Origin of the sequence: Jiangella aurantiaca, from assembly GCF_004349105.1 — a bacterium.
GTDB lineage: Bacteria > Actinomycetota > Actinomycetes > Jiangellales > Jiangellaceae > Jiangella > Jiangella aurantiaca.
Map to the genome: position 1 here is coordinate 1 of NZ_SMLB01000008.1, position 16,063 is coordinate 16,063.

Below are 16,063 nucleotides of genomic sequence, written 5' to 3' on the forward strand. Positions count from 1 at the left end.
CGAGAGGCACGCCATCTTCAGGGGGTGAGCGGCGATGCCCACATTCATCAGCTTGATCAGCTGGACCGATCAAGGAGTCCGCAAGTCCAAGGAGTCGCTCGACCGAGCCAAGGCCGCCAGCGAGTTGGCGGAGCGCATGGGCGGCAACCTCAAGGAGGTCTACTGGACCGTGGGCCCGTACGACATCGTCTCGATCGCTGAGTTCCCCGACGACGAGACCGGGACCGCCTTCCTGCTGGCCATCGCCGCGCAAGGCAATATCCGGACGACGACCCTTCGCGCTTTCAACGCCGAGGAGATGAACGGCATCGTCGGAAAGCTCAGCTGACCTCGGGACGTCGTCGGTGTCACGTCTCAGGACGCGCCGCCCGTAGGCGCGGGCCTGATGTTGTGGTTGCCGCGGAAGAGGTTGTCCGGGTCGTAGCGTGTCTTGATCGTCGTAAGGCGCTCGTACTTGTGCTCGCCGAACGCCGCTCGCACGCCTGACTCGCCTTCGTCCTCGGCGACGAAGTTCAGGTAGAGCCCGCCGGAGGCGTGGCGACGGATGTCGTCGCGGAAGCCGCGCGCCCAGGCGACGGCCCCATCGACCTCGTCCTCGTTCGCCACAGAGGCGTAGGGGTGCACCACCCAGGATGCGTCACGCTGCGTCATCGGGGTGTCGTCCTCGCCCACGCGGGCGACCGCGCCACCCCAGGGCACCATGAACGACATCGAGGGGGTCGGGGTCGGGGCCTTGAGCGACCAGGTGTGGAGGACGTCGATGGCCTCGTCGGAGACGACGTGCAGGTACTCCGCCGTCCACCAGTTGCGATAGCCGGGCGGATCGTCCAGCGCGCACTGCCAGTCCGCGTAAGCGACCGGCCCCACGAGATCGGCCACCGGGCCGAGGTCGCGGAATGGCTCGATCAGCTTCTCTCCCTCGGCCGCCGGCCCCGTGTGGCACAGAGCGATCGCCGAGACGAATTTGCCGTGTAGCTCGGTCGGCAGCTCGTCGTCCGCCGGAACCGTGAGGTAGGCGAGGGCGGGCCCGAACTCGTCGGGGGCATCGACCATGAAGTCTCGCGTCAGCCGCAGAAGCTCGCGACCCTGCTCAGGCTCGTACAGCAGGAGTCCGGCCAGCACCTCGGGCCCGACCGGGTGGAGCCGGAAGGTGAGCGCCGTCGCGACCCCGAAGTTGCCGCCGCCGCCGTGGAGCGCCCAGAAGAGGTCGGGGTGCTCGTCATCGCTCGCAGTGATCAGCCGACCATCGGCGGTCACCAGCTCGACCGAAATCAGGTTGTCGCAGGCGAGCCCGTGCATGCGCTCGAGCCAGCCCGAGCCACCGCCGAGAGTCAGACCGGGGACGCCGGTCGTCGACACTCGCCCCCCGGTTGTCGCGAGGCCATGCTCCTGCGTGGCGCGATCGAGCTCGCTCCAGGTGCAGCCCGCGCCCACCCGCACGGTTCGGCGCTCGGGGTCGACCTCGATGTGCTTCATCGGCCTCACGTCGATCACGAGTCCGTCGTCGCAGAGCGAGACGCCCGAGACCGAGTGGCCACCGGAGCGCACGGCGATCTCGAGACCGCGCTCGCGGCCGAAGCGCAGGGCCGCGGCCACATCGTCGGGCGTGGAGCATTGGGCGATCAGCGCCGGCCGCTTGTCGATCATCCCGTTGAAGATCGTGCGAGCCTGGTCGTACTGGCGATCAGTTGGCCGGATCACCTCGCCGGCGAACGAGCCGTCGAACTCGCGAATCGCCTCGTCGAGGCTCACATCGAGCGTGCCAGTCATCGGAAGCCTCCTCCTCGCGGACAGCTCAACTGTGACCGGCGGTCGCCGGCGTCACTTCGCCCTTTCCCGCCAACTTTCGTCGCGGCAGGCGAATGGCGTGATCCCGCCATCCGCACGAGCGACCGCTAGATCAGTTCGCGCCGGAGCGCCTCCGCGACCGCGGCCGACCTCGACGCGGAACCGAGCTTGGCGAGGATGTTGGTCACATGCCGGTTCACCGTGTGCTCGCTGAGCACGAGCCGCGCGGCGATCTCCCGGTTGGTCCTTCCCTCAGCAACCATGAGCAGGACCTCGCGCTCTCGCTTCGTGAGCGCCGAGGCTCCAGTGACGGATCTTCCCCGGAGCTCGCTCGCCAACGCGTCAGCGCGCCCGGCCTCCCTCTTGGCACCGAGCCGACGCAGTGAAGCCTCCGAGCCGCTCGCCTCCCGGACCGCATCCGTGGTGCGGCCGAGTCCCGCAAGCGCCCGCGCCAGTTCCATGCGGGCCCGCGCCGCCTCGAACGGCGCGCCGCTGCGGTTGTAGAGCCGCGTCGCATCCTCGAACGCCGTCCGTGCCCGCTCCCCATCGCCGGCGGCCGTCGCAACGATTCCCGCCGCGGAGCTGGCGGCGGCTCGCAGCGGATCCGTCGCCACGCTGCTCGCCATCGACTCGAGTTCCTCCAATGTGGAGGTCGTCTCGTCACCGTGACCGAGCGCCACCTGCGCTCGAACCAACAGCTCGAGCGCCGCGGCACGCAGCGTGCCGGCATCGGCCGGCACCTCGCGCAGGTACTGCTCGGCGCGGTCGCGGGCGCCAGCGGGCTCCCCTCGGTCGAGGCAGAGCTCACCGAGGCCGAGCAGTGCCAGCGGGTGCTCGACGACTCGCCCGAACAGCTCGGCCGCCTTGTCGAGGCGGCCTTGGCGGCGCCGCAGCTCGGCCAGGCGCACGATGGCTTCCGCCGCTACCGGTGGCCTGATCTCGGCAAGACGCTGCGCGGATTCGGTGAGCTCCTTCTCGGCTTCCGTCCAGGTGCCGCGCCAGACCAGCACACCGGCATAGTGTGCGCGGCAGACGGGCGCCATCAGCGCCATGTGCCTGTGCTCGGCCCACTCCTCGGCCCGTTTGCACCACTGTCCCGCGCGCTCGTAGTCGCGCACGCGCTCGCAGGCGTAGATCATGTAGCACAAGCACCACCCGCTGGCCCACACATCGCCGAACTCCCCGCCAAGAGCAGCGGCGGCGGCCTCGTCGAGTCGTGCTATCCCTGCGTCCACTTTGCCCCGTGTCACCTGTGCCAGGCCCTCGGTTGCGAGGCCCATCATCTGCAGATCGACGACGCCGAGGCGGCGCCCGAGCACCGAAGCTCGCTTCGCCAACTGGAGGGCGCGCTCGATGTCGTTCGAATAGAGCAGCAGCTTCTCGGCCTCGTGGACCCATAGCCAGCCGTGCTCGAGACCGGGCTCGAGATCCTTCAACAGCCGCCTGGCGCGTCCGAGCCAACCCTGGCACACCGCCGGCTCGCCGCGGAAGTCGACGTGGTCAGTGCCGAGCCAGGTGGCCATCCGTGCGGCGCCCGGCAGATCTCCTACCGAGCGGTACTTGATGTAGGCGCGCTTGCGCGCATCGAACAACGCCTCAGCATCGTTGAGCCACCAGGCCGCCCAGCTCAGGCCCTCCAGCGCCTCCGGCGTCTCCTGGGCCGACAGGGCGGCCTCGAACGTCGCACGAGCATCTCCCCAGGCACCACGCGTCAGGGCTGCCCATCCGGCCTCGATCAGCTCTGTGACCGCCGCATCGCTGTTAGCGGACATGCGCATATCGCCATCATCGACGATCCGCGGCCATCCGGACGGCCACGAGCGCCCGTGAACCTGATGATCTCTCTGTCAGGATCCTGCGTGCCGGGGTGCTGCTCGACGGAGTGGTGTCCGGGTCGTCAAGATCCAGGAAGTACTGCCGACACACGTCGACCCGACGGAACTGGGACCGTGAGACGGCCGCCGCGCGCTACCGGCGATGCGCAGCCCGTACTGGTCGACGACGTAGGTCGTGTAGTCCTTGTCGTCGCGCGGTGAGGCGCTCGAAAACCTGTGGAGCAGCGCCGCGGCGCGCCATTATCGTGCTGCCGAACCAAGTCGTCTAGTCAAGGACGTGCCGTTGTACACCCTGTGAGACCTCCCGAGCGCTGACTTGTTGCGCGTCGCGCATGTGCGCCGCGCTCCTTTTTGCTGCGGACTTCTCACGGAAACCGGTGTACTTCTGTGCTCAAAAACTGGGTGGTCGTGCCCACCTGCCTGCCGCTCGTTCACCGCCGTTGCCACGCGTGCGCGTCCGAGCGCTTCGGGGCAAGTGGCAAATTCCGCGTCAATGCAAACCACAAGCTCATCGACGCCTGGCTCCTCGCGCTCTGTACCGGTTGCGGGGATACTGCAAAGCTCACGGTCCTGGAGCGGATGAATGTGCGCTCCATACGACCTGAGCTGCTGGACCGGCTGCACGAGAACGACCCTGGCCTGACAGCTGAGCTGCTCCAGGATCCGGTCGTGCAGCGCCGTAATCGCATCGCCCTCGACTGGCACAACGCCTGGCGCCTCGATACCGGCGGATCGAATCACCTGGACCGCGAGGTGATCGACGTCGCGGTCCGCTTTGCGGCGCGGATCCCTGTCCGGCCGGTGCGATTGATCGCTGAAGGTTGCGGTCTTTCGCGGGCCGAGGTCGAGAGACTGATCACGGAGGGGAAGCTCGTCTCGGCAGTCCGGCTGAGCGGCAAGCTCTCAGGCGACTTCACCTTCACGCTCAAGCGCTGAGCCAACCTCGGGACCTAGGGCCTGTCCGGCGTGATCCGCCGGACAGGCCCTAGGGCTCCAGTCGTAGATCGTTATGTGCCTTGGACTTGGGGCTGTCTGCGGCTGGCGGAAACCAATTGGCCTACGCTGAGACGCTGCTCAGCCGTCGTACCGTCAAAGCTGGGAGGCGACCGATGATCACCGCTCCGACTCCGGAGATGCTCTGGGAGAGTTCGGATCCGGACGCGGAGCTGCGCCGCCGGTTCGGCTTCGATAGCGCGGCCGCGGCGGTCGGCTGGACAGCCGACTTGATCGCCGGCGAGTACGGGATCGAGGTCCGCGCCGTCGATCGGGTGGTGATCAGCGCGCAGAACCTGATGGTCTGGGTGACCACCCCCGACCAGCCGTTGATGATCAAGGTCTGCCGGCTCGCGGTGGCGCACGACTGGCTCACATCCCGCGCTGCCTTGGTCGACTGGCTCGCCGATCGCGGCCAGCCAGTGGCCCGTCCGCTGGTGTCCGTCGGTGGTCATCGACAACTGCTGCGGGACGACAAATCCGTCGGGATCCAGCCGGTATTGTCCGGAAACCTGCTGGACGCGACCGACCATGACCAGGTCCGGGCCGCCGGTCACACCCTGGCGGCACTGCACGAAGATCTCGCGGCTTGGCCGGACGCGTCCTGGCTCGAGAACGTCGGACCGGTGGCCGGCGGACGGGGCAAGCCGTGGGTCCTGCCGGACGGGCGAGACGAGACCGTACCGCGGGAGCTGCTCGATCGCCTCGACCGGCGGATCACCGAGCTGCCCGAGCTGCCCGACCGGCAGCCGGTGCACACCGACTTCCGCGGCGCCAACCTGCTCTGGCAGGGCACGGAGATCAGCGGCGTGCTCGATTTCGAAGAGGCCCGCCTCGACCCGGCGGTGGTCGACCTGGCCCACACCGTCTGCCTGCTCGGCACCTGGTATCACAACTGGCAGCCGATCTCGCCCCAGGCGCAGCAACTCCTGATCGACACCTACACCGATCGCCGCCCCCTCACCGATGCCGAGCAAGCCTGGCTCCCGCCCCTGATCGCCTGGGGCATGCTCGGCTTCGGCTGGCATGTGAGCCGCCATTGAAACTGCCGATGATGGCGTCACTGATCATGAGGATCTGGCGGTCACGGGCGAGGCCGGGTGATCGGCACGGCGTCGGCCGCGCCCGCGCGCCTGGCCGACCCGGCCAGGGCACCGAACACGACCCGGGCGTGTTGACACCAGCGCCAACAATTGGCGCTCATGTCACCACCCGCGACCATGACCGGCCCCCGGGCACGGACACCCGGCCGCCGCAGCGGGCAGCACCTGGATGAACCACCCCCATGGCGGCTCACACCGCCGCCACCGAGTTGATCATGGAAGAGGGTCGGGTTTCCCGCGACTGCAGAGCCGACCTTCTCCATGATCAAGCCGTACCCGGTCGTCGTTGCCGTGCGCGCCAGCCCCGTACGACGCCACGCTGACGGCGCAGACGACTCACCGACAACGGCGGCTAACACTGGCACCCCGAAGCCGACCGCTGGCTCTGAGACTCACGCGCAGCCGAGGTCCCGCACGGGGCCATCGGCTGGAGGTAACTGAGGAGACCGGCCGCGACGCGGTGGTCGAACGCCTACTGGGCGTGGACTCGAGGGTGATTCCGGAACACAGGACCGGGATGTCGACGTCACGGCTACTCGCACACTTCTATTGGCGCAGCGGGAGTATGAACCGCCGCGGGATGTCCAAAGTGTCCGGAAATCCCGGGATGCTTCTGTTCGGCGATCGCCGTGTTCGAAACGCCCTCACCGGCCAGCAACACGATCCGGGCCCGCTGCGCCAGCCAGGCCGGCACGCTCGGCGAACGCGTCAGCGCCGCAGCTCGGCCCGACCCGCATCGGCAATCCAGGAGCAGGACGATTTGCCACACGCCAATATGCAAGCCCACCAACCGTCAAATCAAATAATCACGCAGGGCGCTAGTTCATCGTCTCGCTTGTACGGTTGCCGCACGTACGGTCAGCGGTCCTGGGGTAGCTGGAGCGAAGCGACTATGTGGAGGAACAGGGGTATGCGATGCCACTTGTCCGCTGTGTCGGCACTGGTCTGTTCGCGGAGCCGGTTGATCACAAGGCCAGCGTCGGACAGAGCCTCCGTATAAGCCTGGAGTGGCCGGTGTTCGCCGTGGTACGTCATCGTCAGGCCTTTGCGGGAGCGCATGGTGACGTAGTGCTTGGAGTGCGTGTAAGACTCGTCGATGACGAACGGTCGGGTCGCGTCGTCTTTGTCCCCGACGAAGTGGCCTGCCGAATTGATCGGGTGCACGATCGCCATAACCAGATGCCCGCCGATGGTGAGGATTCGTGCGATTTCCTTGACGGCCGCCGGCATGTTGTCGATGTCCTGCAACGACAGGAACGCCACCGCGCAATCAGCGGCACCGGTGGCCAGCGGGAGCTCGGTGGCATCGGCGACGATGGCCGGGACCGGGTCGACCGGGTCTGCCGCAGCTGAGCGGCTCATGGCGAACGAGGTGTATATCGGCGCGTGAGCTGCATGTGTTTTACACGCCGGCGGGGCGTCGGCGATGCTGTGGGCGTGGAGTACGTGTCCAGAGTGCCGCGACCGCCGCTGGACGGGCTGATCGACGACCTTTACTACCTGGAGGGTGCGTCGCCGTACGCCCGGCTGACGCTGCCGCCGGCGCCGGCGGCGTTGCTCATCGTCAACCTCGGGGCGCCGTTCCGCATCCGCGCCGGCACCGACATCGAGACGGCCGAGTACGCCGACGGCTGCGTGGTCACCATGCCCACCCGCGCGTGGGAGTTCGGCTACCCACTCCGCACCCGGTCCGTTGGCGTGCACTTCAAGCCGTGGGGGCTGGCGCCGTTCCTGCCGATGCCCGCGGCCGAGCTGTGTGACCGGCCGGTGACGGTAGAGCAGGTTTGGGGCCGGCCCGCGATTGCTGAGCTGCGGGACCGGCTGGCCACGGCGGACGGACCGCACGAGATGCTGACGCTGCTCGAGGAAGAGCTGACGCGACGGCTGTGCGAGACCGCCGGCCTGGGGCTGGTCCGCCATACGAGCAGCGTCATCGCGGCGACCAGCGGCGCGGTGGCGATCGGCGACCTGAGGGTGGCAGCCGGTGTCAGCAGCACTCATCTGGCACAGCGGTTCAAGGAGCTCATCGGCGTCACGCCGAAGCGGCTGGCCCGCACCTACCGCTTCGCCGCCACGGTGTTCGCGATCAACCCCGCCGAACCGATCGACTGGGGCGACCTCGCCGGTGCCGCAGGCTATTTCGACCAGGCCCACTTCGGCCACGAGTTCCGGGCGTTCACCGGGCTCACGCCGACCCGGTACGTCGAGGTCCGGCGGCAGTTCCTGCGCGAGTATCCCGGCCACGTGCTGGACGGCTGGCCGTTGCCGGCCGATTGATTTCTTACAAGAGCGACAGCTCACGAAAACGCTAATTTTGGGGCACCCCAGAGCAGAGGAGCGCCCCATGGGCAAGGTAGTCATGTACGGCTCGGTGTCGGTGGACGGCTTCATCGCGGACGAGAACGACCAGCCCGGACCCCTGTTCGACTGGTTGTCCAGCGGTGACGTCCCGTTGGACGAGAGTGGCGAGCTGAACGTGTCGCAGACGTCCTACGACTACACCCGGCCGTACTGGGACCAGATCGGGGCGACAATCGCCGGTCGCCACGTCTTCGACATGACGGACGGCTGGGACGGGAAGCCTCCGAGCGGGATCGACCACGTCGTCGTCGTGACCCACCGGGACAGGCCCGAGGGCTGGCACCCCGAGGCGCCGTTTCACTTCGTCGACGGCGTCGAGGCAGCCGTGGCCAAGGCGCAGGAGCTTGCGGGTGACCGCATGGTCGAGGTCGCCGCTGGCGACGTCGGTGGCCAGGTGCTTGCCGCGGGCCTGATCGACGAGGTGCGCATGGACGTCGTACCCGTCGTGTTCGGGTCCGGCAAGCGCTACTTCGGGTCGGTCCACGAGCAGCACCTGTTGGAGGATCCTGACGTGGTGCTTCAGGGCAACCGGGTGCTTCACCTGCGCTATCGGGTGCGCCGTTCACCGATCTGAGCGGGTACGCGAAGAAGTCCACTGCGAACGGTGACACAAGATCGGGCCTCCGGCTGCGTTTGCGCATCGCTGTCCCTGGTCGGGCAGCCGACGCCGAGCCGCCCCGGCACCTCACCTGCGGCAAGTTCAACTCAAGATCGATTTTGCTCGGGAGTGCGCCCACTTCACGCCACCTCGCCGAGGACCATCCACAGGTTTTGATCATTGCTCCCAAGAGGCGTGCTCGGTGAGCTGTCGCATGAGTCCGGTCATGTGATGAGTGGGTGCGATGTCGAGCTCGCGACGTAGGAGCGCCCGGAACCGCTCATACTCGCGTACCGCGTCGGCAGTGTTGCCCTCGGCCAGATGCACCCGGATCACCGAGCGACGGGCGCTTTCCCTGAGCGGATCGATCTCCACGGCCGTCAGCGCCACCTGTAAGGCGTCAGCATAGGCGCCACGCTCGACGAGAGAGCTGGCCAGTGCTTCGAGAACATGCAGGCGCGTCTGCTGGATTCGCTCACGCTCGACGAGCACCCAGTCGTCGTACCACCCGGGAAGCAGTTCGCCACCGACAACCGTGGGCTGGTTGATGGTCACCGACAAGTCCGAATGGTGCCGTGACAGTACCTGACGCGCATGGGTGCGGAACTCGTCTACGTCGACGCACACCCCGTCGGCCAGCTGTACTTCGCCGTGGTCCTTCTCGACCAGTCCCATGACCCTACGATGGAGCACCGAGACAGCTGCGCGCAGGCTCACCAATGCCCGCTGCTCGTCCACGTCCGGCCACAGGGTTCCAGCGAGCGACCAGCGTGTCTGGCGGCCGCGAAGTGCGAGCAGCGCGACCAGCCGCTGGCTGCGGGCCGGCACATACACCACCTGCCGGCCTGCGACAAGCCGCCAGCGATCGAACAACATCAACCGCAGGGCTGCGGTCTCCTGCGGCCCGGCACTTCCATGCATGGCCACAGCTCAGGTAGACGACTGCGGGCAGTTGCCCAGGGAATAAGGACCTTTTGTGACCTATTACCCAATATGGTGCGAAGGAAACGCTCCAACGTTCGGCCGGCGTTGTCGTACGCTCACGACCAGGGGGCCGCGCGTATCGCGCGCCAAACGTCCGGGTCCTCGCCGCCCAGCCGCCACACGAAGGCGCCGCCGAGACCGTACCGCGAGACGAGCTCCAGTTTCTCGCCGGCGCTCTTGGCGTCCTCGTACCACACCTCGTGGCGGTTGCCCGATGGGTCCCGATAGCGGTACCACGGTGTCCCGTCGTCGGATCGTCGGATGGTGGCTCCATGCGCCTGCGCCGTGGATCGTGCTTGCTCATAGTCGACGGTGACACCTCCTCCGTCCGTCCAGTCGTAACCGAGCACGACGACGCCGAGGATGACCTTGTCGGGCGGCACCTGGCTCACCGTCCAAGCGATCACCTGCTCGACCCAACGGGCGGGGGCCTGGGGTCCAGCTGGCGATGACTCCCATGAGTAGTCGTAGGTCATCACCCGAACCTGGTCGGCCGCTGCACCGATGGCCCGGTAGTCCTGGGCGAGGTTGCGCTCGTCGTAGCCGGCATCGGATGTCTTGGGGTGGACAGCCACTGTGAGCAGCTTGCCTTCAGCGCGAAGAGCCGCGCCGAGTTCGGCCACGAACCTCGAGAAGGCGGACCGGTCGGCCGCACGCAGATCCTCGTAGTCGATGTCGATGCCGTCGTAGCCTTCGGTGACAGCCAGCTCCACGAGCGCGTTGACATGGGTGGTCATGGCCGTGGGATCGTGCAGCACGGTCCGCACCACCAGGGGATCCCACTCCCCGTCGCGCAGGTTGGTGACGGTGGGGATGACCCGAATGCCGTGCTCCCGCAGAGCTTGCACCGTCGACCGGTCGACGGTGGTGTTCTCCGCGTCTGCCAGAACAACGTGGCCTCTGGAGTCGAGGGAGTACCAGACCGGGCTGACCTCGTCGAGCAGGTCGAGGTTCTGCCGAACGACCTCGAAGGCTCGGTCCTGGTCCCAGTAGGGCACGTAGGCGATCCGCCTGGGCATCGGCACCTCCGTGGGTGAGGGACTGTCGTGACCGGGCGGGTCCCCGCCGGACAGGGCCGCGACCAGCGCCATGACGACGATCGCGAGCGACGCCCCGACGCCGGCGGCGCCGGCGGCGCGCCAGCGCCTCAGCAGTCGTCGTCGGCGTTGCGCCGCCGGTTGGGTCATGGGCGCCGACCTCGCTCGGATGATGAAGGAGCTCCAGCTGCCGGGCGTCTGGTGGGGCTGGTCCAGCGGCCATCGGAGCGTGTGTGCCAGGCCTGCGGAATCGCACGCAGGACTGCGGTGGCGTCGACGAACCGGAGGGCGAGGAAGCCGACGCCGTAGAGCAGCATGCTCGGACGCCGGAGGGCCAGCGCTGTAAGGCAGGTGAGGAGGTAGTCCAGTGCGGCGACGAGCAGCAGCACGCCACTCAGTAGGAGATAGAGGTCGAGCAGGCCTGACATCTCGGCGGGCCGACCGGCCGCCGGCACGGCTTGCGCACTGACGATGACCGGGGTGAGAAACACGAGCATCCCCACCAGCAGGACGATTCCGACCGAGGCGGTGAGCACCTCGATGAGGAACAGTATGAGCGCAGCGGAGAAGCCGCTGGGCCAGAAGCCGTGCCTGCGGAGGGTCTGCCAGAACCCGAGGTGCCACCGCAGCACCTGGCGGTAGTAGTCGCGAAAGTTGTCCGGATCCTGGGTCGTCGCGTACACACCCGGCCGGAAGGCGATCTTCCCGAGACGCTTGCGGTGGAGCTCGAATGTCATGTTGAAGTCTTCGATCACCAGGCCAGGCGGGTTGAGTTCCATCCGTTCGAGGATGCTGGTCCGATACATGCTGGCGAACCCGGGGACGATCGACGTGACGTTGGTCCAGCGCCAGGTCTGCCCGTACTTGAGCCATTGCATGACCGCGTAGAGCCGGGCGCGGTAGGAGACGAGGAACCGGCCGACCGGCGACAGTTGCGCTGGATACCAGCCCGCCCTCGCGTACCCGGCGAGAGCGACGACTCCAGGCTGTTCGAGCAGTGGCAGCCCGCGCGTCAGGTACTCCTGGTCGAGTTCCGTGTCGGCATCGACGATGAGCAGCACGGCGAGCCGGCGCGGGATGTCGAAGTGCTCGACGGCGGCTTCGATGCCGCCCGCCTTCCCGCGCCCGGGATTCAGCTCGAGTGTGTGCACCCCGGTCGATCGGGCGATCTCGGCGGTGCGGTCGTCGCACCCGTCCGCGATGACATGGACGTTCGTGACGGGTACCAGGCGGAGAGCTGACCTGATCGTCGCGGCGATGACGGGTTCTTCGTTGTGGGCGGGGATCAGCACGGCTACGTCGGCCGGTGAGAGGCGCTCCGACGATTCCACGCTCGTCCGGCCCATGTTCGCGACACTCTCGGAGGTGAGCCGGAGCCCTCCGATCAGCGTCCAGATCGTGAAGTTGACGCCCAGGACGATGACGACCAGCACCGCTTCCATCGACGGTGGACCTATCCGTGTGGCGCGTCCTCGAGAACCGGGCTGACGGGGACCAGCCGCCGGCGGCTCGCCAGGATCTCGCGAGTCTCGCGCCCGCAGGAGAACAGCATGTCGACCGCCGCAAGGCCGGCAATGAAGCCAGCGCCGATCTGGTCGTACGTCGGATGTTCGAACTGCTGCGAGCGTACGGCCAGCCCAGCGTGGTGGAACCGCCACCAGTCGACGTCCTGGTGATCTGCGCCGAACGTGCTCGTCAGGTGTTCGGAACCGCCGGCGTTCCTGACCAGCTGGGCCAACCGATCGGTCCGGTCGCCTTCGTGCGCCAGCGTGGTGGCCCGGACGATCCGTACGGAGACCTCCAGGTACGAGCAGAGCGACGCGATCAGGTCCACGTTCAGGTCCACCAGGCGCTCGTGGCCGCGCGCGTATGTCTGCTCGAGGATCGCGTACACCTCATCGAAGTAGGTCGCGCCGCCATAGGACATGTGCAGCACTTTGAGATGCCGGCGCCGGAACGGCTGGCTGTTGTCGATGCGGATGTCTTTGATGAGCTGGTGGGTGCCGCGCACGTGGCGCACCGGCACCGTCAGCCAGACGGGCCCGGAGTGGGTCTTGACCTTCTGGCGGGCGTGGTACTCGGTCTTGGTGAACTGCACTGTGTCGTAGGCGACGTACACGTCACTGGCGAGGATCTTGTCCAGCAGCTTGAGCCAGGGCAGGAAGTTCGGCTGATGCACCGATACCGTGAGCTCGCTCATTGCGGCAGATCCTTACAGCAGGGCACGGAGGACCTCGAAGCCCTCCGCGGCTTCTACACTCACCTCGCGTCCGCGAAGCCTGGTCGCCAGCTCCAGGGACTCTGGGCTGCCGTGGTAGATCGGCGGACGCACCTGTGATGCGTGTAGGCGCATCGCCTGGATCTTGAGGTCCAGGTACGCGGAGATGTCGATGTAGCAGGTGGGACGGAAACGGTCCTGACCGAACGACCAGAACAGCGACGTGTTGTCGTAGGTCAGCACCAGCGGGACGAGATGTCGCTGGCTGGGGACGCCGGGTCGGGTGGCCGTGACGCACGCCCGGAACAGCGCCTCGTGATCTTGGTTGTAGCTGGGCGCGGGGATCATCACCATGGTCGGGCGGACACGGTCGATCGACAGTCTTCCGTCGGCCTCCAAGACCCGGACGAGCTCTTTGCGCGGCATCATGTCGAGTGTGAGATGCGTCTTGGCATCTGTGAACAACACCTCCCAGTCGTCGACTTTCAGCAACCGCATCACAGACTCGAACTCGCCGAGCCTGGTTTCGTGGGTGACCAGCTTGGTGGCGCCGTCCTCGTAGTGGGCCAGGTCACCCGCGGTGACAAGCACGACGTACACCTCTCCACCGAGCGCCTTGATGCGCGCAATGCTGCCCGCGCAGCCATAGGTCTCGTCGTCGGCATGAGGGGTGATGACCAGCAGCCGCTGCGTAGAAAGGAACTCGTCACCGAACACGTTCAGCCTCCTTTGCGCGCACTCCAGTCCGCACCCGCGACCGTGGCCCTGGCGAGCCGGTCCTCGATGACGCTCAGGATGATGTCGTCGAGGCCGAGCTTCGGGTCGAAACCAGTCAACGCTCGAGCCCGCGCGATGTCAGGGACACGCCGCCGGGTGTCTTCATAGCCGTCGCCGTATGCTCCGTCATAGGAAATGTGCCGAATCTCGCTGGTCGAGCCCGACAGTGCGATCACTCGTTCGGCCAGCTGCCGGATGGATATCTCCTCGGGTCGCCCGATGTTGAAGACGCTGCCGTACGCAGCGGGATGGTCCACCAGGGCGATGATGCCGTCCACCGCGTCCCGGACGTGGCAGAAGCAGCGGGTCTGCTGCCCGTCACCGAAGACTGTCAGCGGCTCTCCGCGCAGCGCCTGATCCACGAACCTGGGTATCACCATGCCGTAGCGACCGGTCTGCCGCGGCCCAGCGACATTGAACAGACGGGTGATCACGGTGGGCACGGCCCAATCACGCCAGTAGAGATACGCGAGTGTCTCGTCCAGAGCCTTCGCCTCCGCGTAGGACCAGCGCGTGGTCAGCGGCGAACCGACGACGCGATCCTCATCCTCGGCAAGCGGGGCGGCGGGACTCTTGCCGTACACCTCGCTGGTGGAGGCGAAAAGTGCGCGGGCACCGTGGCGATAGACGCAGTCGAGAACGATCTCGGCCCCGTGGACATTGGTACGGAGACCGTCGAGAGACCGGTCCAGAATGTGCCGAACGCCGACCGCAGCAGCCAGGTGGAAGACCGTGTCCACCCGCCCCACTAGATCGTCCATCAGAGCCGCGTCGAGCACCGAACCAGCTACGAACTCGTAACCCCGGCTCCCGATCAAGTGCGCCACGTTGTCCAGGTCGCCGGTCGACAGATTGTCGACGGCGAGAATCTCGTGCCCCCTCGCGAGCAGCGACTCCGACAGATGTCCCCCGATGAACCCGGCGCCGCCAGTCACGAGCGCCTTCATCACCACCACCTCGGCCGGCGGCGGAGGCTTACAACACGTGCACGCCCGACGGTCGGTCGAGGAGCAACCCCTGGCTCGTCGTCGCCCAGAAGCGTCAACCCATGGGTGTCCATGGAGCCAGTAAGCCAGTTCCAACGTGACGACGCCGTGACCGTGGCGTGACCGGCGCGCACCGGGTCCTCCCGAGCGCCCTCGAGCGCGGGCCGCGGACCTCGGCACGGCGGACGAGGTCCGCGATGTCGGAGTAGGGCCGGCCGTCGGCGATGCGCTCGGCGACGTCGGCACACCCCCGGCATCAGCCGATCGCGCAGGTTCGCGATGATGAGCGCGATCTCGACGACGAGGTCGAGAAGGTCCGTGGACGCAATCGGGGCAGGGCGGCCATCTGAGCGCTGGACTCGATCTGGAATGTTCCGACGGTGTGCAGGGCCATCACGACGTCGTGATGATCCCGTAGCAGGTCGAATGATCCGCGCAGTGCGCTGAGCATCCCGAGGCCCAGAAGGTCGAACTTCACCAGGCAGCGGCTGCGAAGGCTGAGAGAACTGCAGCGGATCGAGCGCAGAGCATTTCCATCGTCGCTTCCCGGTCGTAGCGTGGGAATTGTTGCCGTGCCCCGGACGACGACTCTCGAGAGGCACGCCATCTTCAGGGGGTGAGCGGCGATGCCCACATTCATCAGCTTGATCAGCTGGACCGATCAAGGAGTCCGCAAGTCCAAGGAGTCGCTCGACCGAGCCAAGGCCGCCAGCGAGTTGGCGGAGCGCATGGGCGGCAACCTCAAGGAGGTCTACTGGACCGTGGGCCCGTACGACATCGTCTCGATCGCTGAGTTCCCCGACGACGAGACCGGGACCGCCTTCCTGCTGGCCATCGCCGCGCAAGGCAATATCCGTACGACGACCCTTCGCGCTTTCAACGCCGAGGAGATGAACGGCATCGTCGGAAAGCTCAGCTGACCTCTCTGACGACGCGATCAGCGCGGGCGAGTCGCTCGGCGCGCTGTGGGATGCCTGACTTCGGATCCGGTGTCAGGCGCCGTTGACGATGCCGGGGATGGCGGTAACGATGTCGCTCGACTCCTGAACGTCTCGCCAGCCACCGGCGGCGGCGACTCGCCGCGCTCAGCGATCCCGAGGCGGTCGGAGGTGCCCTTGGCATGGGCATGTCGTATTCGGCTGCGCCGGCGTCGTGGCCTTCTTCTTCGTCGCCCTGACGGCCGGCCGATCTCGTGGCCTGGGTATGGGCCACCTCGGCGCGAAATGGCTGTGCGCGACTGGGATCCTCTTCGTGCCGGCGTCGGTCTTGGGGTCAGGTTCCGCTGCCGTAGGCGCGGGTGATGAGCTCCAGGAGGCGGCCGCTGAGTCTTCACGGCACACGCCGCGGCCACCGTCGTTGGTATTGATCTCGCCCTGGTGGCGC

The 16,063-nt window shown here is 67.1% G+C and carries 15 protein-coding genes and 1 pseudogene; 6 read left to right on the forward strand and 10 right to left on the reverse strand.

The window, feature by feature from the left end; translation table 11 throughout:
* Window positions 1-34 precede the first annotated feature (34 nt).
* Window positions 35-328: a GYD domain-containing protein gene (locus E1262_RS08165; protein ID WP_132102647.1), complete on the forward strand. Its 294-nt coding sequence runs from the start codon at window positions 35-37 to the stop codon at window positions 326-328.
* A gap of 26 nt (window positions 329-354) precedes the next feature.
* Here E1262_RS08165 and E1262_RS08170 read toward each other — a convergent pair whose 3' ends face one another.
* Together E1262_RS08170 and E1262_RS31670 are read right to left on the reverse strand one after the other, a co-directional pair.
* Entirely contained in the window at window positions 355-1,770 is a 1,416-nt protein-coding gene (locus tag E1262_RS08170; RefSeq protein ID WP_132102648.1) for an FAD-binding oxidoreductase, read from the reverse strand.
* A 125-nt stretch (window positions 1,771-1,895) separates the two neighbouring features.
* Complete coding sequence (locus E1262_RS31670) at window positions 1,896-3,566, reverse strand: LuxR family transcriptional regulator (RefSeq protein WP_275261654.1); 1,671 nt, start codon at window positions 3,564-3,566, stop codon at window positions 1,896-1,898.
* 444 nt (window positions 3,567-4,010) lie between these two features.
* Here E1262_RS31670 and E1262_RS08180 point away from each other — a divergent pair, with 444 nt between their 5' ends.
* Together E1262_RS08180 and E1262_RS08185 are read left to right on the forward strand one after the other, a co-directional pair.
* Window positions 4,011-4,559, forward strand: coding sequence for a DUF1062 domain-containing protein (locus E1262_RS08180; protein ID WP_132102649.1), 549 nt, complete (start codon window positions 4,011-4,013; stop codon window positions 4,557-4,559).
* A 173-nt stretch (window positions 4,560-4,732) separates the two neighbouring features.
* The gene (locus E1262_RS08185; RefSeq protein WP_132102650.1) at window positions 4,733-5,659 is read left to right on the forward strand and encodes a phosphotransferase; all 927 of its coding nucleotides are present in this window, start codon (window positions 4,733-4,735) and stop codon (window positions 5,657-5,659) included.
* A gap of 918 nt (window positions 5,660-6,577) precedes the next feature.
* On the opposite strand, the gene E1262_RS08200 is transcribed toward E1262_RS08185, so the two are convergent.
* Window positions 6,578-7,081 carry a class I SAM-dependent methyltransferase gene (locus E1262_RS08200; RefSeq protein WP_132102652.1) on the reverse strand — a complete coding sequence of 168 codons (504 nt, stop codon included), beginning with the start codon at window positions 7,079-7,081 and terminating at the stop codon, window positions 6,578-6,580.
* 33 nt (window positions 7,082-7,114) lie between these two features.
* On the opposite strand from E1262_RS08200, the gene E1262_RS08205 reads away from it, so the two are divergent.
* Both E1262_RS08205 and E1262_RS08210 read left to right on the forward strand, forming a co-directional pair.
* The gene (locus E1262_RS08205) at window positions 7,115-7,996 is read left to right on the forward strand and encodes a helix-turn-helix domain-containing protein (protein WP_132102792.1); all 882 of its coding nucleotides are present in this window, start codon (window positions 7,115-7,117) and stop codon (window positions 7,994-7,996) included.
* 67 nt (window positions 7,997-8,063) lie between these two features.
* Window positions 8,064-8,654, forward strand: a complete 591-nt coding sequence (locus E1262_RS08210) for a dihydrofolate reductase family protein (protein ID WP_132102653.1) — start codon at window positions 8,064-8,066, stop codon at window positions 8,652-8,654.
* Between the two features lie 201 nt (window positions 8,655-8,855).
* Here E1262_RS08210 and E1262_RS08215 read toward each other — a convergent pair whose 3' ends face one another.
* The 7 genes and pseudogenes from E1262_RS08215 to E1262_RS30225 all read right to left on the reverse strand — a co-directional run.
* Window positions 8,856-9,599 carry an AfsR/SARP family transcriptional regulator gene (locus E1262_RS08215; protein ID WP_132102654.1) on the reverse strand — a complete coding sequence of 248 codons (744 nt, stop codon included), beginning with the start codon at window positions 9,597-9,599 and terminating at the stop codon, window positions 8,856-8,858.
* A gap of 119 nt (window positions 9,600-9,718) precedes the next feature.
* Window positions 9,719-10,849: a glycosyl hydrolase family 18 protein gene (locus E1262_RS08220; RefSeq protein WP_132102655.1), complete on the reverse strand. Its 1,131-nt coding sequence runs from the start codon at window positions 10,847-10,849 to the stop codon at window positions 9,719-9,721.
* Complete coding sequence (locus E1262_RS08225) at window positions 10,846-12,141, reverse strand: glycosyltransferase family 2 protein (RefSeq protein WP_132102656.1); 1,296 nt, start codon at window positions 12,139-12,141, stop codon at window positions 10,846-10,848. The genes E1262_RS08220 and E1262_RS08225 overlap by 4 nt, the downstream gene beginning before the upstream one ends.
* An 11-nt stretch (window positions 12,142-12,152) precedes the next feature.
* Window positions 12,153-12,899 (reverse strand): WbqC family protein, encoded by a 747-nt coding sequence (locus E1262_RS08230; protein ID WP_132102657.1) that lies wholly within the window; start codon window positions 12,897-12,899, stop codon window positions 12,153-12,155.
* Between the two features lie 12 nt (window positions 12,900-12,911).
* Window positions 12,912-13,634, reverse strand: a complete 723-nt coding sequence (locus E1262_RS08235) for a PIG-L deacetylase family protein (RefSeq protein WP_162605815.1) — start codon at window positions 13,632-13,634, stop codon at window positions 12,912-12,914.
* Window positions 13,635-13,636: 2 nt separating this feature from the next.
* A complete protein-coding gene (locus E1262_RS08240) occupies window positions 13,637-14,641 on the reverse strand; it encodes an NAD-dependent epimerase/dehydratase family protein (RefSeq protein WP_132102659.1) in 1,005 nt (334 codons plus the stop codon).
* A gap of 320 nt (window positions 14,642-14,961) precedes the next feature.
* Window positions 14,962-15,161 (reverse strand): annotated as a pseudogene (locus E1262_RS30225) (hypothetical protein); the annotation flags it as partial.
* Window positions 15,162-15,306: 145 nt separating this feature from the next.
* Here E1262_RS30225 and E1262_RS08250 point away from each other — a divergent pair.
* Entirely contained in the window at window positions 15,307-15,600 is a 294-nt protein-coding gene (locus E1262_RS08250) for a GYD domain-containing protein (RefSeq protein ID WP_132102647.1), read from the forward strand.
* Window positions 15,601-16,063 lie beyond the last annotated feature (463 nt).